The sequence below is a fragment of the Arsenicicoccus sp. UBA2120 genome (assembly GCF_002330965.1).
GTDB classification, from domain to species: Bacteria; Actinomycetota; Actinomycetes; order Actinomycetales; family Dermatophilaceae; genus Arsenicicoccus; species Arsenicicoccus bolidensis.
The window spans coordinates 1,771-24,260 of record NZ_DCYC01000092.1; the positions used below are offsets into that span (position 1 = coordinate 1,771).

Below are 22,490 nucleotides of genomic sequence, written 5' to 3' on the forward strand. Positions count from 1 at the left end.
AGGGCCCACACCTCCATCTCGCCGAAGCGCTGGCCACCGAACTGGGCCTTACCACCGAGCGGCTGCTGGGTGATCATCGAGTACGGGCCGGTCGAGCGGGCGTGGATCTTGTCGTCGACCAGGTGGTGGAGCTTGAGGATGTACATGTAGCCCACCGAGACCGGCTCGGGGAACGGCTCGCCGGAGCGGCCGTCGAACATGCGGGACTTGCCGGACTCGCCGACCAGGCGCTGCCCGTCGCGGGTCACGTTGGTCGACTCGAGCAGACCCTTGATCTCCTCCTCCTTGGCGCCGTCGAACACCGGCGTGGCCACGCGGGACCCGGCGGGGGCCTCGTGGGCGTCGGCCGGGATGCGGACGGCCCACTCGGCGCCCTCGGGGACGTTCCAGCCGCGGCTGGCCGCCCACCCGAGGTGGATCTCCAGGATCTGACCGACGTTCATGCGGCCCGGCACACCCAGGGGGTTTAGCACGACGTCGACCGGCGTGCCGTCCTCCAGGAAGGGCATGTCCTCGATCGGCAAGATCTTGGAGATGACGCCCTTGTTGCCGTGACGACCGGCGAGCTTGTCGCCGTCGGTGATCTTGCGCTTGTTGGCGACGTAGACGCGCACCAGCTGGTTGACGCCCGGGGGAAGCTCGTCGCCCTCCTCGCGGTCGAAGACCTTGACGCCGATGACCGTGCCGGTCTCGCCGTGCGGGACCTTCAGCGACGTGTCGCGGACCTCGCGGGCCTTCTCGCCGAAGATCGCGCGCAGCAGCCGCTCCTCCGGGGTCAGCTCGGTCTCACCCTTGGGCGTGACCTTGCCGACCAGCAGGTCGCCGTCGCGGACCTCGGCACCGATGCGGATGATCCCGCGCTCGTCCAGGTCCGCCAGGACCTCCTCGGAGACGTTGGGGATGTCCCGCGTGATCTCCTCGGCGCCCAGCTTGGTGTCGCGGGCGTCGACCTCGTGCTCCTCGATGTGGATCGAGGACAGGGTGTCGTCCTGCACCAGGCGCTGGGAGAGGATGATCGCGTCCTCATAGTTGTGGCCCTCCCACGGCATGAACGCCACGAGGAGGTTCTTGCCCAGGGCCATCTCGCCGCCGTCGGTCGCGGGACCGTCGGCGATCACCGAGCCGACCTCGAGCCGGTCGCCGGCGCTGACGATGACGCGCTGGTTGTAGCAGTTGCCCTGGTTGGACCGGGAGAACTTCATGATCCGGTAGGTCTGGTAGGACCCGTCGTCGTTGGCGACGCTGACCAGGTCGGCCGAGACCTCCTGGACCACGCCGGGCTTGGTCGCCAGGACCACGTCGCCGGAGTCGAGCGCCGTGCGGTGCTCCATGCCGGTCCCGACCAGTGGGGACTCCGAGCGCACCAGCGGCACGGCCTGACGCATCATGTTGGAGCCCATGAGCGCGCGGTTGGCGTCGTCGTGCTCCAGGAACGGGATCAGCGCCGTGGCGGCCGACACCATCTGGCGCGGGGACACGTCCATGTAGTCGACGTCCGCGGCCGGCACGAAGTCGACCTCGCCGCCCTTGGTGCGGACCAGGACGCGCTCCTCGGAGAAGCGACCGTCCGCCTCCATCGGGGCGTTGGCCTGCGCGATGACGAGCTCGTCCTCCTCGTCGGCCGACAGGTAGTGCACCTCGTCGGACACGACGCCCTCGTTGACCTTGCGGTAGGGGGACTCCACGAAGCCGAACGGGTTGATCCGCCCGTAGGACGCCAGCGAGCCGATCAGACCGATGTTGGGACCCTCAGGGGTCTCGATCGGGCACATGCGGCCGTAGTGCGACGGGTGGACGTCACGAACCTCCATGCCGGCACGGTCACGGGACAGACCACCCGGGCCCAGCGCGGACAGACGACGCTTGTGCGTCAGGCCGGACAGGGGGTTGTTCTGGTCCATGAACTGCGACAGCTGCGAGGTGCCGAAGAACTCCTTGATCGAGGCCACCACGGGGCGGATGTTGATCAGGGTCTGCGGGGTGATCGCTTCGACGTCCTGCGTGGTCATGCGCTCGCGGACGACGCGCTCCATGCGGGACAGGCCGGTGCGGACCTGGTTCTGGATGAGCTCGCCGACGTTGCGCAGACGGCGGTTGCCGAAGTGGTCGATGTCGTCGACCTCGACGCGCACGTCCACGGCCTCGCCGCCACGCGAGCCCGGCAGGGTCGCGTCACCGTTGTGCAGGGCCACGAGGTACTTGATCGTCGCGACGACGTCATCGATGCGCAGGACGGACTCGTCCAGACCCGCCTCGATGCCGAGCTTCTTGTCGATCTTGTAGCGACCGACCTTGGCCAGGTCGTAGCGCTTGGGGTTGAAGTAAAGGTTGTCCAAGAGAGCCTGGGCGGCCTCCTTGGTCGGCGGCTCGCCCGGGCGCAGCTTGCGGTAGATGTCCAGCAGCGCGTCGTCCTGGCCGGCCGTGTGGTCCTTCTCCAGGGTCTGGCGCATCGACTCGTACTCGCCGAACTCCTCGAGGATCTGCGCCTCGGTCCAGCCCAGCGCCTTGAGCAGCACCGTGACCGACTGCTTGCGCTTGCGGTCGACGCGCACGCCCACCATGTCGCGCTTGTCGATCTCGAACTCCAGCCACGCGCCACGGCTCGGGATCACCTTGGCGGAGTAGATGTCCTTGTCGGAGGTCTTGTCCGGGGTCCGCTCGAAGTAGACGCCCGGGGAACGCACCAGCTGGGACACCACGACACGCTCGGTGCCGTTGATGATGAACGTGCCGCGCTCGGTCATGAGCGGGAAGTCACCCATGAACACCGTCTGGGACTTGATCTCACCGGTGTTGGTGTTCATGAACTCCGCCGTCACGAACAACGGGGCGGAGTAGGTCATGTCCCGCTCCTTGCACTCCTCGATCGAGTGCTTCTCCTCCTCGAACCGGTGGTTGCGGAACGAGAGGGACATGGAGCCGGAGAAGTCCTCGATCGGAGAGATCTCCTCGAAGATCTCCTCCAGACCGGAACGGTTGGGGACGTCGTTGCGACCGGCGTCCTTCGCGGCGGCCACACGGGCCTGCCAGCGCTCGTTGCCGAGCAGCCAGTCGAAGCTCTCCGTCTGGAGCGCCAGGAGGTCCGGGACCTCCAGCGGCTCCTTGATCTTTGCGAAGGACAGACGACCGGAAGCCGTCTGAGCAGTGGACACAGTCTGGGTCGCGGGTCGCGAGGCAGCCAAGGATGGTCCTTCCACGGGCCTGGAGCTATGGAGTCGAAGCGAGCACGTGCCGCACGTCCACCAGGACGCGGGGCTATGAGGCAGCGCAAAGCGACAGCATAGTACAAGACGCCACCCTGCGTCCAGCCCGACTCCCCCGGGCCCAGGACCACGGACCTCACCGCCGGGGACACGGGCCTCACCGCCGGGGAGGCGGATGCCCCATCACTATGGGCGTGGCCTGGGACGGCGTCAAGGGCAACGCCCCGCGACGCGCCGATCGTTACCCCGATCGCCGCAGGCTGGCACACCCCGTGGGGATGGCGGACCGCCCGCGTGCGTGGCCGCCGTGAGCAGCGGCAGCACCGCCACCGCGCGCGCATTACGACGAGGCGGGTCGCATCCCGGGGGATGCGACCCGCCTCGTGAGGTGGATCAGTGGCCGGACGTCATCCGGCCCGAGATCACTTGAGCTCGACGGAAGCGCCGGCGCCCTCGAGGGCAGCCTTGGCCTTCTCCGCGGTCTCCTTGTTGACACCCTCGACGACCGGCTTCGGGGCGCCGTCGACCAGGTCCTTGGCCTCCTTGAGACCGAGGGACGTGAGCGCGCGCACCTCCTTGATGACCTGGATCTTCTTGTCACCGGCGGCGGTGAGGATGACGTCGAACTCGTCCTTCTCCTCCGCAGCGGCGGCGTCGCCGGCACCGCCGGCGGGGGCGCCGGCGGCCGCGACGGCAACCGGGGCGGCAGCGGTGACACCGAAGGTGTCCTCGAACTGCTTGACGAACTCGGAGAGCTCGATCAGGGTCATCTCCTTGAAGGCCTCAAGGAGCTCGTCGTTGCTGAGCTTAGCCATGGTGGCTTCCTTCCTGTCTGTGCCGTGAGTGGCGCGTGCTGGGTACGAGCGGATCCGAACGGATCAGCTCTCGTCGCCACCCGCGGCGACGTCGTCGGTAGCCTCGGCCGTGGCCTCGGCGGTGTCGTCGGCAGCCGGAGCAGCCTCGACGGGGCCCTCCGCCTCGACCTTTGCGCGCAGGGCGTCGACCACGCGGGCCGTCTGCGACAGAGGAGCGGCGAAGAGGTAAACAGCCTTGCTGAGCGAGGCGTTCATGGCGCCCGCCAGCTTGGAGAGGAGCACCTCGCGGGACTCGAGGTCCGCGAGCTTGGTGATGTCCTCGGGGCTCAACGGCTTGCCGTCGAGCACACCGGCCTTGATCACAAGGGCCGGGTTGGCCTTGGCGAAGTCACGCAGGCCCTTGGCCGTCTCCACCGCGTCACCGGTGATGAAGACGATGGCGCTCGGACCACTCAGGTGCCCGTCGAAGGCCGTGATACCGGCCTCCTCGGCGGCACGCTGGGTCAGCGTGTTCTTGACCACGGCGTAGGTTGCGTGCTCACGGATCGAGCCGCGCAGCTCCGAGAGCTGCTTCACGGTCAGACCGCGGTACTCCGTCAGCACGGCCGCACCCGAGTTGCGGAACTTGTCCGCGATCTCGGCGATGGCAGCGTGCTTCTCAGCGGTTGCCATGTGGCCTCCTTCCGTAGCGTGAAGCCGGTGGCCACATGAAAAAGAGCCCCGGCGCAGGCGCACGGAGCTCGAGGTCTCGCCAGGGGCGAGCACGATCGTCGTAGCCTGCGCTGGACGCCCCGTCACGGGACCTTCGTGCCGCTATCGGACCCGAGCAGGACTCGGGGTGATCACGGCAGACCGGCGGTCATTGGTCTCGCCAAGCGTACGGGGCGCCCGGCCCACCACCAAATCGGCTGGTCAGCCCGCTGCGCTGGCGCTGGCGCTGGCGCTGCCGCTGGCGCTGGCGCTGGCGCTGGGCGAGGATGTCGCCGCCGTGCGCTGGGAACCCGGCGCCGGAGCCACGTCGTCGGCAGCCGGCGCCTCGATCGACACCGGCGCGCCCCAGCGGGAGTACTCCGTGCGGTCCACGAGGTCGGACTTCTTGGTGGGGATGGTCGCCGTCACCGACGTGGGCGCACCGGACGCGTCGAGCACCACCACGAGCTTGACCGGCTTGGTGACGGCACCGCGCAGGGCTGCGGGCGCCGACACGGCGTCGAGGTACTGGGTGGCGGGCACCGTGAACGCCACCTGCGCCCCGTCCCCGCGCGGGGTCCGGTCCCCCAGCAGGCCGCCCAGCATGGCGGTGAAGCGAGCGGGGTCGAGGGTCTCGGCCACCCGCGCCTGAGTGCCGAGCTTCTGGCTGATGGCGTCGGTGCCGCTCGGGTCGAGGAGCAGCCACCGACGGACGTCCTGCTTGGGCCTGGCGCCGGGCGTCGCCGCGGGCACGGGGCCCTGGACGGTGCCCGCCCCCTTGACCCAGGTGCGGTCGCCGAGGTGGACCAGGGTGACGACGCGGCCGGACGCGTCGACCTCGACCCGCATGGCCTTGGTCCGGGTGTCGACCTGGGCCTTGGCGGCGCCCGCCGGGGTGGTCATCGCCATGCGGACCGAACCCTTGGCTGCGATCAGGTCCTTCATCGTCTGCGCGAACTGGTCACCGGGCACCCCCTCGCCGGACGGCACCGGCTGGGCGTTGGGATCCGGTGTCGTGCCTGCGAGGGACGCGCCGTCGCTGGGGAGGGTGGCCGTGGCGGTCGTCGTCGGCGCCGAGGTCGCCGCCCCCAGCGTGGAGGTCGTCGTGTGGGAGCCCGCGACGCACCCCGACAGCAGCAGCGCCGTGCCGAGAGCAAGGACACCGCCACCGGCGCCCCGCGAGACCCGGACGGGGCCCGCAGGAGGCGTCGGCCGGAGGTCGGGACGGGCAGCGCGCATGATCACCGATCCTAGAGGCCGGGCGGACGGCATACCGGAAGGCTCACCCGGGAAGCGCGAAGCCCGGGCCGACGAGGTCGGTCCGGGCATCGCGGGCTGGAGGTCAGGCTCAGGCCTGGACCTCCTCCTCGGAGGTGAGGTTGCGGGTGCGGTTGGCGTCCAGGGGGATGCCGGGGCCCGTCGTCGTCGCCATGGTCGCCTTGGTGATGTAGCGACCCTTGGAGGCGGACGGCTTGAGGCGCAGGATCTCCTCGAGCGCCGCCGCGTAGTTCTCCACCAGGTTCTTCTCGTCGAAGGAGACCTTGCCGATGATGAAGTGGAGGTTGGCGTGCTTGTCGACGCGGAACTCGATCTTGCCGCCCTTGATGTCGTTGACGGCCTTGGTCACGTCCATCGTCACGGTGCCGGTCTTGGGGTTGGGCATGAGGCCACGGGGGCCCAGCACCTTGCCCAGACGACCGACCTTGCCCATGAGGTCCGGGGTCGCGACGACGGCGTCGAAGTCGAGCCAGCCGCCCTGGACCTTCTCGAGCAGGTCGTCGGAACCGACGAAGTCGGCGCCGGCGGCGCGGGCGGCCTCGGCCTTGTCGCCGTTGGCGAAGACCAGGACGCGAGCGGTCTTGCCCGTGCCGTGCGGCAGGTTGACGGTGCCGCGCACCATCTGGTCCGCCTTGCGCGGGTCGACGCCGAGGCGGAAGGCCACCTCGACGGTCGCGTCGTACGTGTTGGACGCCGTCTCCTTGGCGAGACGGACGGCCTCCAGCGGGGCGTAGAGCTTGGCGTCGTCGATCCTGTCGGCGGCGGCGCGGTAGGCCTTGCTGCGCTTCATGTGCTTCTCCTTCGGGGATGTCGGGTGGCCCGGAGGCTCACCCTGCGGGAGTCGTGGTCGATCGGACCAGCGCTGGTCCTGCCACAGCGGACCCGGTGGGCCCGCAGGTCACGAGCTCAGGACTCGTAGCCGGGGGTGTTGATGCCCATCGAGCGGGCGGTGCCGGCGATGATGCGGGCGGCCATCTCGATGTCGTTGGCGTTGAGGTCGTCCATCTTCTGCTGGGCGATCTCGCGGACCTGGTCGGCGGACAGCGTCGCGACCTTGGTCTTGTTGGGGACGCCGGAGCCCTTGGGGACGCCCGCGGCCTTCTTGATCAGCTCGGCGGCCGGCGGGGTCTTGGTGATGAAGGTGAACGAGCGGTCCTCGTAGACCGTGATCTCGACCGGGATGACGTTGCCACGCTGGGCCTCCGTCGCGGCGTTGTAGGCCTTGACGAACTCCATGATGTTGACACCGTGCTGACCCAGGGCGGGACCGACGGGCGGGGCCGGCGTCGCGGCACCGGCCTGGATCTGCAGCTTGATGAAGCCGGAGACCTTCTTCTTGGGAGGCATGTAGAACTTCCTTGCTGTGTGATGGGCCGACGCCGTGGGCGATGACCCGGTTGCAGGACCGCCGCGGGGTGCCGCGGGGCCGGAGGGCTGCGATCAGATCTTGGCGACCTGGTTGAAGCCCAGCTCGACCGGGGTCTCCCGGCCGAAGATCGACACCAGAACCTTGAGCTTCTGGGTCTCGACGTTGATCTCGGAGACCGTGGCGTCGAGGGTCTCGAAGGGGCCCTCCATGACCGTGACCGACTCGCCGACCTCGAACTCCACGTCCACCGTGGGGCGCGGGGAGGCCGCCTGGCCGGAGCCGGTCTGACCGGCGGTGCCGGACGCGGCCGGGGCCGCGGGCTCCTCGAACTTGGGGGCCAGCATGGTGACGACCTCGTCGAGGCTCAGCGGCACCGGCTGGTGGGTGTGACCCACGAAGCCCGTCACGCCGGGGGTGTGCCGCACGGCTCCCCAGCTCTCGTCGGTGAGGTCCATGCGCACCAGGACGTACCCGGGCATCCGCACGCGGCGGACGACCTTGCGCTGGCCGTTCTTGATCTCGGTGATCTCCTCCATAGGGACCTCCACCTGGAAGATGTAAGGCTCCATGTTGAGGCTGGTCACGCGGGTCTCGAGGTTGGTCTTGACGCGGTTCTCGTAGCCCGCGTAGGAGTGCACGACGTACCAGTCGCCCTCGAGCATGCGCAGGTCGCGCTTGAACTCCTCAAGGGGGTTGACCGCGGGGGCGTCCGGCACGGAGGGCTGCTCCTCCGTGTCGATCGGCTCGACAGGCTCGGCGTCGTCGGCCTCGGCGCCGGCGTCCACGGGGGGCGCGTCCACGTCGGTGGCCTCGGCGGGCGTCTCGACGTCGAGGGCCTCGGTCTCGGTGGGTGCGTCGACCTCGACCTCGTCCGTCAGGACCTCGGTCGTCTCGACAGGAGCGTCGACGTCGGCCTCGTCGCGGGTGGCGAACGGGTCGTTCGAGGGCTGGTCGGACACGGTGCGGGCCTACTTCCTTGCTGGTGATCGGGCGGGTGCCGCCACGGGGCGATGCTGACCGGAGGGCCGGTCGGGCCGTCAGCTGCCGGCGAACGCCCAGAAGACGAGCTTGCCGATCCCGTAGTCGAGGGCCGCGACGAACAGCATGACCGCGATCACGAAGACCATGACGACCGTGGTGTAGGTGATCAGCTCCTCGCGGGTGGGACGGACGACCTTGCGGAGCTCGTCCAGCACCTGGGCGACGAACAACGCGATGCGTCCGAAGAAGCCACGACGGGTCGCGGTGTCGCGCCCAGCACCACCACGGGTGTTGACCTCGCTCACGACCCCTCGTTTCGTCAGATGATCACGTGATCCGCAGGGCAGGAGGGACTCGAACCCCCAACCGCCGGTTTTGGAGACCGGTGCTCTACCAATTGAGCTACTACCCTTCAGGACGGTTCGAGCCGGCCGGCGCAGCACAGCGACGATCGACGCGGAATCCATCCAAGAGACGAGCATACGTCAGAGGGACGGCCCGAGGCGAACCGACGCGTGAGCCGGCGACCGGCCGTGACGCCGGGCGGACGGCATACGGTCAGGAGCAGCCCTCGCCGCGCGCCCGCCAGGTCTGGAGGGCGCGCTCCCGCTCGGCTCCCTCGAGCAGGACGGGCAGGCCCTGGGTCACCCGGGCCGGGTCGAAGGTCATGGTGGGTGCGCCCGCGTCGCCCGGGACGGTCACCGTCAGGACGCCGGACGCGCGGGTCTCGGCGCTGCTCCCGCTGCCGAAGACGAAGTTGCCGATGCCGTAGGCCACCGCCGTGTCCCCCACGGTCGTCGTCGTCTGCAGCACGTGCGCGTGCGCCCCCACCACGACGGTCGCGCCCGCCTCGGCGAGCGCGGAGTCCGTGAGGACCTGACGAGGCGTCGGGCAGCGCTGCTTCTCGATCCCGGAGTGCAGGTAGACGACGATGACGTCGGTCGGACCGGCGGCACGGGCCCGACGGACGCCGTCCAGCAGCTTGTCGAAGCCCTCCTTGTCCTTGACCTTGGCCAGACCGGGCTTGCCGGGCCCGGCCTTCCAGTCCAGGTGCGAGTCGAGGACGTCCGTCGCCCCGAACACCACCACCCTGCGACCCTTGACGTCCGTCGACCAGGGCGCCCAGGCCTCGGTGTCGTCCTTGCCCAGCCCCACCATCGGCAGCGGCGAGGATGCCTTGGCGGCGAGCATCTGCGTCATGCCGCGGTCGCCGAAGTCCATCGTGTGGTTGTTGGCCGCCGTGACCACGTCGACGCCCTCCTTGCGCAGCGCGCCCAGGATCGAGGGGCCGGTGACGAAGGTGAACGGCTTGGGCTGAGGTCGCAGCCCCGTGCGGTCGGCCGCCACGACCGTCTCGAGGTTGACCATCGCGAGGTCCGCGCGGGCGAGCAGCTTCCCGGTGGCGCCGAGGCCCTCGTCGACGATGCGGCCGGCGGATCCGTGGGCCTGGGTGTCGCCCCCGAACGCGAGGGTGATGGGCTGGGCCCCCGGCACGCCCTGGCGCCTGGAACCGGTCGTCGGCGAGGCAGTGCGGGGCGGCGCGACGGTCGAGCCGGCTCCGCCCGCGGCCGAGGTGGGGATGGCGGACGACCGGGCCGCCGGGGAGGCTGCCTCGCGTGCGAGCGTGGCCGGCGTGGGGTCGGGAGGGCCGAAGGCGTCCACGACCGAGAGGCCCCCGGCGGTGACGGCGGTCGCGACCACGGCCAGCAGCCCGACCTTGGTGCTGCGGCGGGCACGGCTGAGCAAGGGGTCTGGGCTGGGCATCGGTGACCTCGGTGAGCTCGACGACGGGCGGCGACAGGGCGTGCTGCGCGGCTGGGTGTGGCGGACGCTCCGGGTGGAGCGACCCCACCGTAGGCACAGCCCCCTGCGTCGGCGGCCGCGGCGCGCGGGCGGCCACCGTGGCCGAGCGTTCGCCACCGTCTGTGAGGATGACGACATGCCCCGCCCCCTCGACCAGCTCCCCAAGGCGCACCTGCACCTGCACTTCACCGGGTCGATGCGGCTGTCCACGCTCGCCGAGCTCGCGGCCACCGAGGGCCTGCGGCTCCCCCACGCCCTCGTCGACGAGTGGCCGCCGCGGCTCACCTCGGTCGAGTCGCGCGGGTGGTTCCGGTTCCAGCGGTTGTACGACGCCGCCCGGGCCTGCGTCCGGTCGCCGGAGGCCATGCGCCGGATCGTGCGGGAGGCGGCGCTCGACGACGCCAGCGAGGGGTCGCGGTGGCTCGAGATCCAGGTGGACCCGACGTCCTACGCGCCCTTCTGCGGGGGGCTGACACCAGCGCTCGAGCTGGTCCTGGAGTCGGCGACCGCCGCGGCGGCGGAGTCCGGCATCGGGGTGGGCGTGGTGGTGGCCGCCAGCCGGATCCGCCACCCCATGGATGCCCGGACGCTGGCCCGCCTGGCGGCGCGGTACGCCGGCGAGGGCACGGGTGCGGTGGTGGGCTTCGGGCTGTCGAACGACGAGCACCGAGGCGCGGTCGAGGACTTCGCGCCGGCGTTCGGGATCGCCCGCGGTGCGGGTCTGGCCCTCGTGCCCCACGGCGGCGAGCTGGTGGGGCCGGAGGCCGTCATACGGACCCTCGACGCGCTCCTGCCCGACCGGATCGGCCACGGGGTGCGCGCCGCCGAGGACCCCCGGGTGTTGGAGCGGCTGGCCCGCGAGGGGGTCGCGCTGGAGGTGTGCCCCGGGAGCAACGTCGCCCTCGGGGTGTATGACGCCGCGCCCGCCGTGCCGCTGCGGACCCTGCTGGGCGCGGGGATCCAGGTGGCGCTGGGCGCGGACGACCCGCTGCTGTTCGGGACGCGGCTGGTGGACCAGTATCGCGCGGCGAGAGAGGTACACGGGCTCGACGACGAGGCGCTGGCGGGGCTGGCGCGCATGTCGCTGCGGGCGTCGACAGCACCGCGCGACGTCGTGGCGCGGGCCGAGGAGGACATCGACGTGTGGCTGGCCCAGCCCGACGGCTGACTCGGTGCTGGTCGGTGCTGGTCGGTGCTGGTCGGTGCGGCGCTGCGTCTGGACGGGGCCTCGCGCGCGGATCTACCTGAGGTAGTCACATCCGCCTGGCGTGCGAAGGCGGGCCGATGTGACTACCTGAGGTAGGTCGGGAGGGAGAGGTTGACGAGGACCGGCTCGTTGACCAGCGTCACGCCGAATGCCTCGTGGACGCCGTCGCGGACCGTGCCGGCCAGGGCCAGGACGTCCTCGGCCGTGGCCCCGCCCCGGTTGGTGACGGCGAGGGTGTGCTTGGTGGACAGCGAGGCCTCGCCCGGCAGCCCGAAGCCCTTGGTGAAGCCCGCCTTGTCGATGAGCCAGGCGGCGCTGGTCTTGACCATGCCCTCCCCCGCGTCGAAGCGCGGCGGCTCCGGGCCGTCCGCCCCGAGGTGGGCGCGAGCCCGCTCCTGCAGGTCCGCGAACTCGCGCGCGAGCAGGATCGGGTTGGTGAAGAAGGAGCCGCAGGACCACGTGTCGTGGTCGTCCGCGTCGAGCACCATCCCCCGCCGGCGCCGCTGCACCAGCACGGCCTCGCGGGCGTCCTGCAGCGGCACGCGCGTGCCCAGCGGCACGTCCAGACCGGCCGCGAGGGCGGCATACGCCACCGGGCGGGAGAGGTCGGCGACCTCGAGCTGGAAGGCGACGTCGAGGACGACATAGCGGTCGGCGCCCTTGAACACGCTGTGGCGGTAGGTGAAGGCGCAGTCGTCGGGGAAGAACGTGCGGACGCGCTGCTCACGCCGGTCGTAGACGCGGACCTGCGCGATGGTCTGGGCGACCTCCTGGCCGTAGGCGCCGACGTTCTGCACCGGGGTGGCGCCGGTGAGGCCCGGGATCCCGGACATGGCCTCGATGCCCGCCCAGCCCTCGGTCACGGCCCGCTCGACCAGGCCGTCCCAGGACTCCCCCGCCGCCACCCGGACGAACGCGCCGCCGCAGTAGTCCTGCGACTGCACGTCGACGCCCTGCGTGGCGACCCGGACGACCGTGCCCTCGAAGCCCTCGTCGCTGATCACGAGGTTTGACCCGCCCGACACGAGCAGCAGCGGCTCGTCGGCGTCGTCGACCTCGCGCACCGCGTCGACGAGCTCGTCGGTCGTCTCCACGGTCACCAGCCGGGCGGCGGGGCCGCCGACGCGCATCGTGGTGAGCGGTGCGAGGGGCGCGTCGTGCTCGACCTGCATGGATGTCCTTCGGGGGATCGGAGGTATGACGGGTCCACCGGCGCTGAGGCCTGGTGACCCTGAGGCCTGGTAACGCTGAGGCCCAGTGACGCTGAGGCCAGGTGGCGCGGCGCCGTCAGAGGCGGACGACCGCGAGCGCGCGCCCGAGGACCTTCTTGCCCTCGCACGTGGCGCGGATCTCGACCGTAGCCCGTCCGTCCTCGACCTTCTTGACGACACCACCGAGGACGACCTCAGCTCCGGTGTCGTGAGGGACGACGACGGGGGCCACGAACTTGGTGGAGTACTCCACGACGCGGCCCGCGTCACCGCACCAGTCGACGACGACCTGGACGGCCGAGCCCATCGTGAGCATCCCGTGGGCGATGACGTCGGGCAGGCCCACGCCCGTGGCGAAGCGCTCGTCCCAGTGGATCGGGTTGCGGTCCAGGCTCGCGCCGGCATAGGCCACCAGCATCGCGCGGGTGATGGGCAGGGTCCGCTCGGGCAGGGTCTGGCCCACCTCGACCGCACCGAGATCGGTGCTGCTGGCGCTGCCGGTGCTGCTGGTGCTGCTGGTGGTCATGTCAGTCCTCTCCCCGGATGACGAGGGTGCTCGTCGCCGTGCAGCGGGCCTCGCCGCCGACGGTCGCGAGCTCGCTGCGGGTGGTCACCATCGCGTGGCCGCCGACGAGGCGGACGGTGTCGACGGTCATCGTCGCCACGACCTCGTCCCCGGCGGTCAGGGGGTGGTGGTGCACGAACTTCTGCTCGCCGTGGACGACGCGGCTGAAGTCGACGCCCGCCTCCGGGTCCTCCATCAGCTGTCGGTCGGCCTGCTGGGCGATCAGCACGGCGAAGGTCGGCGGGGCGATGACGTCGGCGTAGCCGCGGGCGCGGGCGACCTCGACGTCGGTGTGGACCTCGTCGACGGCTCCGACGGCCCCGGCGAACTCCGCGATCTTGGCCCGGCCCACCTGGTAGGGCGCCGTCGGCGGGTAGGTCCGCCCGGCGAACTGCTCGTTGACTGGCATGGGCGTCACCCTAACGGCGTCGCGCGGTTACCCGCCGGTCGTGGGCGGCCCGTCTAGAACTGACCAGTCGACGAAGACGGCGCGTCGGGAGCGGACCGGTCGACGAGGGGGGCGGTGCGGCATACGAGCCGGTATGACGCACGAGCGCCGCCCCTCCGCGTGGAGGGACGGCGCTCGGGATGCGGAGGACGCGCTCAGCGGGTCTCGCGGTGCGCGGTGTGCTTCTTGCAGCGAGGGCAGTACTTCGCCAGCTCGAGCCGGTCGGGGTGGTTCCGACGGTTCTTCTTGGTGATGTAGTTGCGCTCCTTGCAGTCAGTGCACGCCATGGTGATCTTGGGGCGAACGTCTGCGGACTTGCTAGCCACGGGGCAACCTGCTCTCGGAGTGGGTGCCGGAGGATCCGGCCTTGCGAAACGATGAACTTGGTAGCGGGAGCGGGGCTCGATCCCGCGACCTCACGATTATGAGTCGTGCGCTCTAACCAGCTGAGCTACCCCGCCTTGGGACAAGCCCCACCGCGGTGGACGGAGCTTGCGAGAGCCCCCTGTCGGAATCGAACCGACGACCTTTTCCTTACCATGGAAACGCTCTGCCGACTGAGCTAAGGGGGCCCGAGTGCCTAGGCGCTCGGAAGTGCACTCGTTGGGAGTGCGTCGACCAAAATACACGGCTTGGGCCGAGAGATGAAATCGAGGTGACGCCCCCACGGCCTGCTCCGGCGCCAGCCCCTGCCGTCGCAGCACGTCGGCGCCCAGCATGTGAGCCCTACCATGGACGAAGGTGCCCGACGGCGCCCGCCATGCATAACATGGCGTTTGGTTGATCCAAAGATGTCGTGTCGATGAAAGCGAAGTGAGTTCGCCCTTATGGCCACTAAGGCAGTCCACCGGCTCGAGCGTGTCGTCATCCGGTTCGCAGGAGACTCCGGTGACGGCATGCAGCTGACCGGCGACCGGTTCACCTCGCAGACCGCCGTCCTCGGCAACGACCTGTCGACCCTGCCGAACTTCCCGGCCGAGATCCGGGCACCGCAGGGCACCCTCCCCGGCGTCTCGAGCTTCCAGCTGCACTTCGCCGACCACGACGTGCTCACGCCGGGCGACAACCCCGACGTCCTCGTGGCGATGAACCCGGCGGCGCTCAAGGCCAACCTGCCGGACGTGCCCCGCGGCGCCACCGTCATCGCCGACCAGGACGAGTTCACCAAGCGCAACCTCGGCAAGGTCGGCTACGACAGCAACCCGCTCGAGGACGGCTCGCTGGACAGCTATCACCTGCACGCCCTGCCGCTGACCTCGATCACCGTCGAGGCCCTGGCCGACTTCCCGCTGTCCCGCAAGGACAAGGAGCGGGCCAAGAACATGTTCGCCCTCGGGCTGCTGTCCTGGCTCTACACCCGGCCGCTGGACTCGACCGAGAGCTTCCTGTCCGCCAAGTTCGGCAGCAAGCCCGACATCCTCGCCGCCAACGTCGCCGCGCTGCACGCCGGCCACGCCTACGGCGAGACCACCGAGGACTTCGCGGTGGCCTACGAGATCGGCCCCGCGCCGATGCGGCCCGGGCTCTACCGCAACATCACCGGCAACACCGCCCTCGCCTACGGCCTCGCGACCGCCGCGCACAAGGCCGGCCTGCCGCTCGTGCTCGGCGCCTACCCGATCACCCCTGCCAGCGACATCCTGCACGCCCTGTCCGGCTTCAAGAGGTACGGCGTCACCACGATCCAGGCGGAGGACGAGATCGCGGGCATCGGCGCGGCGCTCGGCGCAGCCTTCGGCGGCGCCCTCGGCGTCACGACCACCTCGGGCCCCGGGATCGCCCTCAAGACCGAGACCATCGGCCTCGCCGTCTCGCTCGAGCTTCCCCTCGTGATCGTCGACGTCCAGCGCGGCGGCCCCTCCACCGGCCTGCCCACCAAGACCGAGCAGGCTGACCTGCTGCAGGCGATGTACGGCCGCAACGGCGAGGCACCGGTCCCGATCGTCGCCGCGCAGTCCCCCAGCGACTGCTTCGACGCAGCGCTGGAGGCCGTGCGCATCGCGGTGACCTATCGCACGCCGGTGTTCCTGCTCTCGGACGGCTACCTCGCCAACGGGTCCGAGCCGTGGCAGGTCCCGTCCGTCTCCGAGCTCGCCCCGATCGACCCGGACATCGCGACCGAGCCCAACGCCACCGCCGCCGACGGCACCCCCGTCTTCCACCCCTACCTGCGGGACCCCGACACCCTGGCCCGCCCGTGGGCGATCCCCGGGACGCCCGGCCTCGAGCACCGCGTCGGCGGGATCGAGAAGAAGGACGTCACCGGCGAGATCTCCTACGACCCCGACAACCACGACCGGATGACCCGGCTGCGGGCAGCCAAGGTCGCGGGCGTGGCCGGCATACCCGACGTCGAGGTCGACGACCCGACCGGCGAGGCCAAGGTGCTCATGCTCGGGTGGGGCTCGACCTACGGCCCGATCAGCGCAGGCGTGCGCTACGCCCGCTCCACCGGCGCCGAGGTCGCGCAGGCCCACATCCGGCACCTCAACCCCTTCCCCGCCAACCTCGGCGAGGTCCTGCGCGCCTACGACCGCGTGATCGTCCCGGAGATGAACATGGGCCAGCTCACCACGATGCTGCGCGCGGAATACCTGGTGGACGTGCGGGCGCTCACCCAGGTGCGGGGCCTGCCGTTCACGGCGAGCACGCTGTCCGACGCCATCCACGAGGCGCTGCACGAGCTGGACCCCCGTCATACCCCCGCTCCCGCGACCCCCAAGGAGGAGCGCGCATGACCACCATCGACCTCGGCATCCCCACCCACGGGCTCAGCGGCGTGCCGCGCCTCGCAGAGAGCGACGCCCCTCAGAACAAGAAGGACTTCACCTCCGACCAGGAGGTGCGCTGGTGCCCCGGCTGCGGCGACTACGCCGTGCTGGCCGCCGTGCAGTCCTTCCTGCCCGACCTGGGCCTCAAGCGGGAGAACATCGCCTTCGTCTCGGGCATCGGCTGCTCGAGCCGGTTCCCGTACTACCTCGACACCTACGGCATGCACTCGATCCACGGCCGTGCCCCGGCCATCGCGACCGGTCTGGTGACGGCGCGTCCCGACCTGTCGGTCTGGGTCGTCACCGGTGACGGCGACGGCCTGTCGATCGGCGGCAACCACCTCATCCACGCGATGCGGCGCAACGTCAACATGACGATCCTGCTGTTCAACAACCAGATCTACGGCCTGACCAAGGGGCAGTACTCCCCCACGTCCGAGGTCGGCAAGGTCACCAAGTCGACCCCGGCCGGCTCGGTGGACCACCCGTTCAACCCGCTCTCGCTGGCGCTCGGCGCGGAGGCGACCTTCGTCGCCCGCACCATGGACTCCAACCGCAAGCACCTGCTCGAGGTGCTGCGCGCGGCGGCGGAGCACCGCGGCACGGCCTTCGTCGAGATCTACCAGAACTGCCCGATCTTCAACGACGGCGCGTTCCAGCTGCTCAAGGACCGCGGCGAGGCGGCGGCCCGGCTCGTGCACCTCGAGGACGGACAGCCGGTCCGCGCGGGTGCCGACCACGTCGTCGTGCGGTCCGACTCCGGCTCGCTCGACGTCGTCCACGAGGGCTCGGTGACGGACGAGAGCCGGATCGTCGTCCACGACGCCGGCGCCGACGACCCCGCCCAGGCCTTCGCGCTGTCGCGGCTCGACTCCGGCGATCACCTGCACGTGCCCATGGGCATCTTCCGGTCCGTCTCCCGACCGACCTACGACGACCTCGTGCGCGGCCAGATCGCCGGTGCGGTTACCTCCGCCGGGGGCCCCGCGGGCGACGCCGACCTCGACGCCCTGCTGCGCGGCAAGGACACGTGGACCATCGGGTGAGGCTCGCCGGGCGGGCGGCCCGCCTCGCGTGGCGGGCCCAGCAGGCCGTCTGGCGCCGACGCCCCTCCCTGCGGCCGGCTGCCCAGCCGGTGCTGGGAGCGGCGCCGGACCTGTCCGTCGGGGTGGGGTCGGGCGTCCCGCGCCCCGAGCACCCGCGTCCGCAGCTGGTGCGGACGCGGTGGCTGAACCTCAACGGCGAGTGGGAGTTCGAGACCGACCGCGGCGACAGCGGCTACGAGCGGGGGCTGGTGTCCCGCCCGCTGTCGGGCCGGATCCTCGTGCCGTTCTGCCCGGAGTCGACGGCGTCCGGCATCGGGGACGAAGACTTCCACGAGGCGGTCTGGTATCGCCGGACGGTGGTCGTGCCGGCGTCCTGGGCCGGGGCCGACGCGTGGCTGCACCTGGGCGCCGTCGACCACGACGCGACCGTGTGGGCCAACGGCGTCGAGATCGCCCGCCACCGCGGCGGGTTCACGCCGGTGTCCGCGCCCCTGTCCCGCGCCGGGGTGGGCCCGGGCGACACCGTCGAGATCGTCGTGCGGGCGCGTGACCCGCGCCGCGGGCCGCAGGCGCGGGGCAAGCAGGCGACGAGCTATGCCCGGTCGGGCTGCTTCTACACCCGCACCACCGGCATCTGGCAGACCGTCTGGCTCGAGGCCGTCCCACCGGTGCACGTGCGACGGCTGCACGTCTCGCCCGACCTCGCGGGCGGGGCGCTGGACGTGTCGATCCCGTTGAGCGGCAACCTGCCCGGTGGCCGGGTCGTCGTGGAGGTCATGCGCGACGCAGGGCTGGGCGACGCCGGTGCTGGGCCGGGGGACGACGGTGGCGGGTCGGGTGACGTCACGGACTGCACCGACGACGCCGACGCCGGGGCCGCCGTCGTGATCGCCTCCGCCACGACGCGATCCGACCTCGACCTCGCGCCACGGGTGCGAATCACGCTGCCGGAGGCAGAGATTCGTCCCTGGTCACCCGGCGACCCACACCTCTACGGCCTCGTCGTGCGGCTGGTCGACCGCGACGGGGAGGTCGTCGACGAGCTGACGTCATACGCCGGGTTGCGCTCGATCTCGGTGCACGGCAACGAGATCCGCCTCAACGGCGAGCGACTGTTCCAGCGGCTCGTCCTGGACCAGGGCTACTGGCCCGGGACGCTGATGACGGCCCCGTCGGACGCCGCGCTCGAGCTCGACATCCGGCTGGGCCTGGCGGCGGGATTCGACGGAGCCCGCCTGCACCAGAAGGTCTTCGAGGAGCGCTACCTCTACCACGCCGACCGGCTGGGCTACCTCGTGTGGGGCGAGTTCGGCGACTGGGGCGCCAAGGTGCGCGAGGGGCACGGCGAGATCCAGTCCCCGACAGCATCCTTCGTCACCCAGTGGGTCGAGGTGCTGCAGCGGGACGTCAACCACCCGTCGATCATCGGGTGGTGCCCGCTCAACGAGACCGAGCAGGACCTCGCCGACGACATCACCGTCCTGGACGACGTGACGCGGGCGATGTTCCTGGCCACCAAGGCGATCGACCCGACGCGACCGGTAATCGACGCGTCCGGGTGGTCGCACCGCGTGCCCGAGACCGACGTCTACGACGCCCACTGCTACGAGCAGCGACCGTGGAGGTTCCGGGTCCTCATGGAGGGGCTGGCCGCGGGTGAGCCTCTCGTCGACCTGCCCGGCCAGGACTGGTCCGTGCCGTACGCCGGACAGCCCTATCTCGTGTCGGAGTACGGCGGGATCTGGTGGGCGCCAGCGGGATCGGGTGACGCGTCCGGCGGAGCCGAGGGGCAGGACGGGACTCGCACCGACGGGGCTCACGCCGACGGGACCGACCAGGACAGCTCGTGGGGCTACGGGCAGCGGGTGCGGGACCTGGACGAGCTGTACTCGCGCTACGAGGGGCTCACGCGCGTGCTGCTCGACGACCCCGGCGTGGCGGGCTACTGCTACACCCAGCTCACCGACGTCTTCCAGGAGCAGAACGGCATCTACGCCTTCGACCGCTCCCCCAAGCTCGACGCCTCGCGGATCGCCGCGATCCAGCGGCGGCCGGCGGCATACGAGCAGGTCGACGACCGCTGAGCCCCCCACCTCATCCCCGACATCGGGGAGCGGGGAGCGGGGAGGTGAAGGGCGGAGTGGTCAGCCGGTGACGAACCGGGCCAGGCGGTCGAAGCCCTCGGTGACGTCGGCCGGGCTGCCGGCGTAGGAGATGCGCACGAAGTGGCTGCCGTCCAGCGCCGGGTCGCCACCCGGCCGTGAGGGGGCGAAGTCCACGCCGGGGGTGAGGGCCACGCCCGTGCGCTCCATGACCTCGGTGCACCACGCGACCGAGTCGCTCGTGAGGTGCGCGACGTCGCACCACGCGTAGAACGCGCCGGACGGCGGCACCTGGTCGTGCACGCCGATCTCCGGCAGCCGCTGCAGCACGAGGTCACGGTTGTGGGCGTATCGCTCGACGTGCGAGCGCAGCTCGTCCTGCGCGTCCGGCGTGAGGGCGCCGAGCGCGGCCGCCTGGCTGACGGCGGGCGGGCACAGGTTGAGGTTGCCGAGGAGCAGCTCCACCGGCCGCAGCAGGTGGTCCGGCAGGAGCATCCAGCCGAGCCGCCAGCCCGTCATCGAGAAGTACTTCGAGAAGCTGCCGACGACGGCGGCCGCGCGGGAGGTGCTCCGCGCCGTGGTGGGCTGCGCGCCGGCATACGAGATCCCGTGGTAGATCTCGTCGCTGACGAGCAGGACGTCGTTCGCCTCGCACCAGCGCGCGACGGCCGCGAGCTCGTCCGGCGGGACGACGGTGCCCGTGGGGTTGGCGGGGCTGGCGAGGATCAGGCCGGCTGGTGGGGTCGCGAGCGCCTCGAGCATCGCGATCGTGGGCTGGTAGGCCGTCTCCGGCCCGCAGTCGAGGTCGACGACGCGGCACCCGAGGGCCTCGAGGGTGTTGCGGTAGGCGGGGTAGCCCGGCCGGGTCACCACGACCTCGTCGCCGGCCTCGAAGGCCGCGAGGAACAGCGCCGTGAACCCTCCGCTGCTCCCCGTCGTGAGGATCACCTGCCCCGGGTGGACGTCGAGGTCGTATGTCGCGGCGTAGTGCTCGCAGATCGCCTCCCGCAGAACGAGGTCCCCCACCGCCTCGGTGTAGCCGAGCACCTGACCGTCGATCGCGGCGATGGCGGCGTCCCGCGCTGCCCGGGGTGCGCCCGTGCTGGGCTGACCGACGTGCAGGCCGATCACGTCCCCGTGCGTGATCCGCCGCCGCGCAGCGGACTTCATGACCTCCATGACGTGGAACGGCGGGACCTGGCCCCTCAGCGACATTCGGCTCATGCCCACCACCGTAGGCGCCGTCACCCGGCGGCGTCGCTCGCCCCCGGCTCGTCGAGGTAGGCGTGCACGAGCGGCACGACGGCGGCGCCCTCGCCGGAGGCCGAGGCGACGCGCTTCATGGAGCCGGCGCGGACGTCGCCCACGGCGAAGACGCCCGGCAGGTTGGTGGCGAACGACGCCGGCGGGCGGCCGTCGGACCAGCAGGTCTCGTCCGTGTCGGGTCCCGTGCGCACGAACCCGCGCTGGTCCAGGGACACCTTGGGCGGCAGCCACGCGCAGTGGGGCTGGGCGCCGAGGAGGAGGTAGAGGCCGGCCGCGTCGACCCGTCGCTCGTCGCCGGCGGTGTCCCGCAGCGTGAGCCAGGCGAGGCGCGGGTCGCCGCCGCCGTCGACGACCTGGGTGCGGGGCAGGACGGTGATCCGACGGTTGCCGTCGAGCTCGCGGATCAGATAGTCGCTCATGGTCGCTCGCAGGTCGTCGCGCCGGATGACGATCGTCACCGACCGGGCGAACCGGCTGAGGTGCAGGGCCGCCTGCCCCGCGGAGTTGCCGCCCCCGACGACGTAGACGTCCTGGCCGGCGACCTTGCGGGCCGAGGAGGCGGCGGCGCCGTAGTGCACGCCGCGTCCCACGAGGGCCTCCAGCGGCTCCACGCCGAGCCGGCGATAGGTCACGCCCGTCGCGATGACCACGGCGCGGGCCTCGAGGGCTGCTCCGTCCGCGACGGTGATGCGGTGCAGCCCGCCGGGCCGCAGCTCGGCGCCGTGCACCCGCCCGGGCTCGAGCGCCTCGACGGGGGTGCCTGCGAAGAAGCGCGCCCCGAACCTGATGGCCTGCATGCGGGCTCGCTGCGCCAGCCGCATCCCCGAGATGCCGCGCGGGAAGCCGAGGTAGTTGCGGATCATCGAGCTGCTCCCGGCCTGCCCGCCGATGGCGTCGGCCTCGACGACGACGGTGGTGAGGCCCTCGCTGGCGCCATACACGGCCGCCGCCAGGCCCGCCGGACCGGCACCGATCACGGCCAGGTCCGCCACGAATCCCTCGCCCAGGGCGTCGAACCCGCCGTAGAGCGCCCGCCCCACGTCCGCGATGGTCGCATCGACGATGGTCTCGCGCCCGTGCGCGACGATGACCGGGAGGACGGGGGTCTCGTGGCCCTCCCGAGCCAGGCCGTCGAGGATCGCCCGGCCCTCCTCGGAGCTGTCGACGACCGAGCGGCAGGGCATGCCCATCCGGTCGAGGAAGTCCCGGATCCCTGCGGTGCGAGGGCAGTTCGTCTCGCACACGATGGTGAGCATCGGCACCTCGGGGGCCGCGACCGTGGCGCCCCAGTCGGAGAGCAGGTCGGTGACGGCCGCGTGGAACTCCTCGTCGCGCGGCCCCCGCGGCAGCATGAGATAGGTGTCGATGGCGCCGCGCTGCTGCGCCTCGCGCATGGCCGGGAAGTGCTGCGTGGCGTCCGGACCGACGAGGAGCACGAGGCGCTTGGCCGTCGGCAGGGCCTGGTGCAGGACCCGCAGGGCCAGGAGCGCCGTGCTGTCGGGCAGATCCACCTCGGCCGCGACCAGGGCCACGAGACGCTGGCGCGCCGCGAATCCCTGGGCCACGTCGAGGGCCTCGTGCAGCCCGGTGGTGAGGACCAGGTCGTAGTCGGTGCCGTAGCGAGCCGCCAGCTCCCGCTCGATGTCGAGGCCGTGCGCACCGCTGACGACCAGGATGGCGGGGCGGTTGCGGTCCTCGGCAGGCATGGCGGTCAGTCTGCCGTATGACGGGGCGG

At 71.2% G+C, this 22,490-nt stretch carries 19 protein-coding genes and 3 tRNA genes; 4 read left to right on the plus strand and 18 right to left on the minus strand.

What is annotated here, in order from left to right; genetic code table 11:
• The 10 genes from rpoB to B2P18_RS15795 all read right to left on the minus strand — a co-directional run.
• Positions 1 to 3,182 (minus strand): DNA-directed RNA polymerase subunit beta (rpoB, locus tag B2P18_RS15750; protein ID WP_286961522.1); only part of this gene is annotated, 3,182 nt, incomplete at its 3' end.
• Between the two features lie 443 nt (positions 3,183 to 3,625).
• Positions 3,626 to 4,018, minus strand: a complete 393-nt coding sequence (gene rplL / locus B2P18_RS15755; protein WP_019286365.1) for a 50S ribosomal protein L7/L12 — start codon at positions 4,016 to 4,018, stop codon at positions 3,626 to 3,628.
• Between the two features lie 63 nt (positions 4,019 to 4,081).
• Entirely contained in the window at positions 4,082 to 4,690 is a 609-nt protein-coding gene (rplJ, locus tag B2P18_RS15760; protein WP_019286366.1) for a 50S ribosomal protein L10, read from the minus strand.
• 240 nt (positions 4,691 to 4,930) lie between these two features.
• On the minus strand, positions 4,931 to 5,947 hold the full coding sequence (locus B2P18_RS15765; protein WP_286961523.1) for a hypothetical protein: 1,017 nt from the start codon (positions 5,945 to 5,947) through the stop codon (positions 4,931 to 4,933).
• 109 nt (positions 5,948 to 6,056) lie between these two features.
• Positions 6,057 to 6,776: a 50S ribosomal protein L1 gene (rplA, locus tag B2P18_RS15770; RefSeq protein WP_286961524.1), complete on the minus strand. Its 720-nt coding sequence runs from the start codon at positions 6,774 to 6,776 to the stop codon at positions 6,057 to 6,059.
• 116 nt (positions 6,777 to 6,892) lie between these two features.
• Complete coding sequence (rplK, locus tag B2P18_RS15775; protein ID WP_029211252.1) at positions 6,893 to 7,333, minus strand: 50S ribosomal protein L11; 441 nt, start codon at positions 7,331 to 7,333, stop codon at positions 6,893 to 6,895.
• A 93-nt stretch (positions 7,334 to 7,426) separates the two neighbouring features.
• Positions 7,427 to 8,314: a transcription termination/antitermination protein NusG gene (gene nusG / locus B2P18_RS15780; protein WP_286961525.1), complete on the minus strand. Its 888-nt coding sequence runs from the start codon at positions 8,312 to 8,314 to the stop codon at positions 7,427 to 7,429.
• A gap of 78 nt (positions 8,315 to 8,392) precedes the next feature.
• Complete coding sequence (gene secE, locus B2P18_RS15785) at positions 8,393 to 8,641, minus strand: preprotein translocase subunit SecE (protein WP_286958257.1); 249 nt, start codon at positions 8,639 to 8,641, stop codon at positions 8,393 to 8,395.
• 34 nt (positions 8,642 to 8,675) lie between these two features.
• A tRNA-Trp gene (locus B2P18_RS15790) sits at positions 8,676 to 8,748 on the minus strand.
• Positions 8,749 to 8,894: 146 nt separating this feature from the next.
• Entirely contained in the window at positions 8,895 to 10,100 is a 1,206-nt protein-coding gene (locus B2P18_RS15795) for a CapA family protein (protein ID WP_286961526.1), read from the minus strand.
• Between the two features lie 175 nt (positions 10,101 to 10,275).
• Between B2P18_RS15795 and B2P18_RS15800 the strand changes: the two genes are divergently transcribed.
• Complete coding sequence (locus B2P18_RS15800; RefSeq protein ID WP_037214661.1) at positions 10,276 to 11,307, plus strand: adenosine deaminase; 1,032 nt, start codon at positions 10,276 to 10,278, stop codon at positions 11,305 to 11,307.
• A gap of 122 nt (positions 11,308 to 11,429) precedes the next feature.
• Here B2P18_RS15800 and B2P18_RS15805 read toward each other — a convergent pair whose 3' ends face one another.
• The 6 genes from B2P18_RS15805 to B2P18_RS15830 form a co-directional block, all read right to left on the minus strand.
• On the minus strand, positions 11,430 to 12,518 hold the full coding sequence (locus B2P18_RS15805) for a UDP-N-acetylmuramate dehydrogenase (RefSeq protein WP_239264131.1): 1,089 nt from the start codon (positions 12,516 to 12,518) through the stop codon (positions 11,430 to 11,432).
• A gap of 115 nt (positions 12,519 to 12,633) precedes the next feature.
• Positions 12,634 to 13,083, minus strand: coding sequence for a MaoC family dehydratase (locus B2P18_RS15810; protein WP_286961527.1), 450 nt, complete (start codon positions 13,081 to 13,083; stop codon positions 12,634 to 12,636).
• Between the two features lies 1 nt (position 13,084).
• The gene (locus tag B2P18_RS15815) at positions 13,085 to 13,531 is read right to left on the minus strand and encodes an FAS1-like dehydratase domain-containing protein (protein WP_029211259.1); all 447 of its coding nucleotides are present in this window, start codon (positions 13,529 to 13,531) and stop codon (positions 13,085 to 13,087) included.
• Positions 13,532 to 13,725: 194 nt separating this feature from the next.
• Positions 13,726 to 13,896 carry a 50S ribosomal protein L33 gene (gene rpmG, locus B2P18_RS15820; protein ID WP_029211260.1) on the minus strand — a complete coding sequence of 57 codons (171 nt, stop codon included), beginning with the start codon at positions 13,894 to 13,896 and terminating at the stop codon, positions 13,726 to 13,728.
• A 58-nt stretch (positions 13,897 to 13,954) separates the two neighbouring features.
• Positions 13,955 to 14,031: transfer RNA gene (locus B2P18_RS15825), tRNA-Met, on the minus strand.
• 38 nt (positions 14,032 to 14,069) lie between these two features.
• A tRNA-Thr gene (locus B2P18_RS15830) sits at positions 14,070 to 14,142 on the minus strand.
• Between the two features lie 255 nt (positions 14,143 to 14,397).
• On the opposite strand from B2P18_RS15830, the gene B2P18_RS15835 reads away from it, so the two are divergent.
• The 3 genes from B2P18_RS15835 to B2P18_RS15845 all read left to right on the plus strand — a co-directional run bounded on the left by B2P18_RS15835 (position 14,398) and on the right by B2P18_RS15845 (position 19,471).
• Complete coding sequence (locus B2P18_RS15835; protein WP_029211261.1) at positions 14,398 to 16,308, plus strand: 2-oxoacid:acceptor oxidoreductase subunit alpha; 1,911 nt, start codon at positions 14,398 to 14,400, stop codon at positions 16,306 to 16,308.
• A complete protein-coding gene (locus B2P18_RS15840) occupies positions 16,305 to 17,387 on the plus strand; it encodes a 2-oxoacid:ferredoxin oxidoreductase subunit beta (protein WP_029211262.1) in 1,083 nt (360 codons plus the stop codon). Before B2P18_RS15835 ends, B2P18_RS15840 begins: the two co-directional genes overlap by 4 nt.
• Positions 17,388 to 17,509: 122 nt before the next feature.
• Complete coding sequence (locus B2P18_RS15845) at positions 17,510 to 19,471, plus strand: glycoside hydrolase family 2 protein (protein ID WP_029211263.1); 1,962 nt, start codon at positions 17,510 to 17,512, stop codon at positions 19,469 to 19,471.
• Positions 19,472 to 19,531: 60 nt separating this feature from the next.
• Here B2P18_RS15845 and B2P18_RS15850 read toward each other — a convergent pair whose 3' ends face one another.
• Both B2P18_RS15850 and B2P18_RS15855 read right to left on the minus strand, forming a co-directional pair.
• The gene (locus B2P18_RS15850) at positions 19,532 to 20,713 is read right to left on the minus strand and encodes an aminotransferase class I/II-fold pyridoxal phosphate-dependent enzyme (RefSeq protein ID WP_034252435.1); all 1,182 of its coding nucleotides are present in this window, start codon (positions 20,711 to 20,713) and stop codon (positions 19,532 to 19,534) included.
• Positions 20,714 to 20,733: 20 nt separating this feature from the next.
• The gene (locus B2P18_RS15855; RefSeq protein ID WP_286961529.1) at positions 20,734 to 22,461 is read right to left on the minus strand and encodes an FAD-dependent oxidoreductase; all 1,728 of its coding nucleotides are present in this window, start codon (positions 22,459 to 22,461) and stop codon (positions 20,734 to 20,736) included.
• Positions 22,462 to 22,490: the final 29 nt, after the last annotated feature.

Excerpts from the sequence above, each read along its gene's own strand:
- B2P18_RS15840 (WP_029211262.1), top strand. The coding sequence starts at position 16,305 with ATGACCACCATCGACCTCGGCATCCCCACCCACGGGCTCAGCGGCGTG.
- B2P18_RS15800 (WP_037214661.1), top strand. The coding sequence starts at position 10,276 with ATGCCCCGCCCCCTCGACCAGCTCCCCAAGGCGCACCTGCACCTGCAC.
- rplA (WP_286961524.1), bottom strand. The coding sequence starts at position 6,776 with ATGAAGCGCAGCAAGGCCTACCGCGCCGCCGCCGACAGGATCGACGAC.
- rplL (WP_019286365.1), bottom strand. The coding sequence starts at position 4,018 with ATGGCTAAGCTCAGCAACGACGAGCTCCTTGAGGCCTTCAAGGAGATG.
- B2P18_RS15835 (WP_029211261.1), top strand. The coding sequence starts at position 14,398 with ATGGCCACTAAGGCAGTCCACCGGCTCGAGCGTGTCGTCATCCGGTTC.
- B2P18_RS15850 (WP_034252435.1), bottom strand. The coding sequence starts at position 20,713 with ATGAGCCGAATGTCGCTGAGGGGCCAGGTCCCGCCGTTCCACGTCATG.
- B2P18_RS15815 (WP_029211259.1), bottom strand. The coding sequence starts at position 13,531 with ATGCCAGTCAACGAGCAGTTCGCCGGGCGGACCTACCCGCCGACGGCG.
- B2P18_RS15810 (WP_286961527.1), bottom strand. The coding sequence starts at position 13,083 with ATGACCACCAGCAGCACCAGCAGCACCGGCAGCGCCAGCAGCACCGAT.
- rplJ (WP_019286366.1), bottom strand. The coding sequence starts at position 4,690 with ATGGCAACCGCTGAGAAGCACGCTGCCATCGCCGAGATCGCGGACAAG.
- B2P18_RS15805 (WP_239264131.1), bottom strand. The coding sequence starts at position 12,518 with ATGCAGGTCGAGCACGACGCGCCCCTCGCACCGCTCACCACGATGCGC.
- B2P18_RS15855 (WP_286961529.1), bottom strand. The coding sequence starts at position 22,461 with ATGCCTGCCGAGGACCGCAACCGCCCCGCCATCCTGGTCGTCAGCGGT.
- B2P18_RS15765 (WP_286961523.1), bottom strand. The coding sequence starts at position 5,947 with ATGCGCGCTGCCCGTCCCGACCTCCGGCCGACGCCTCCTGCGGGCCCC.
- rplK (WP_029211252.1), bottom strand. The coding sequence starts at position 7,333 with ATGCCTCCCAAGAAGAAGGTCTCCGGCTTCATCAAGCTGCAGATCCAG.
- B2P18_RS15795 (WP_286961526.1), bottom strand. The coding sequence starts at position 10,100 with ATGCCCAGCCCAGACCCCTTGCTCAGCCGTGCCCGCCGCAGCACCAAG.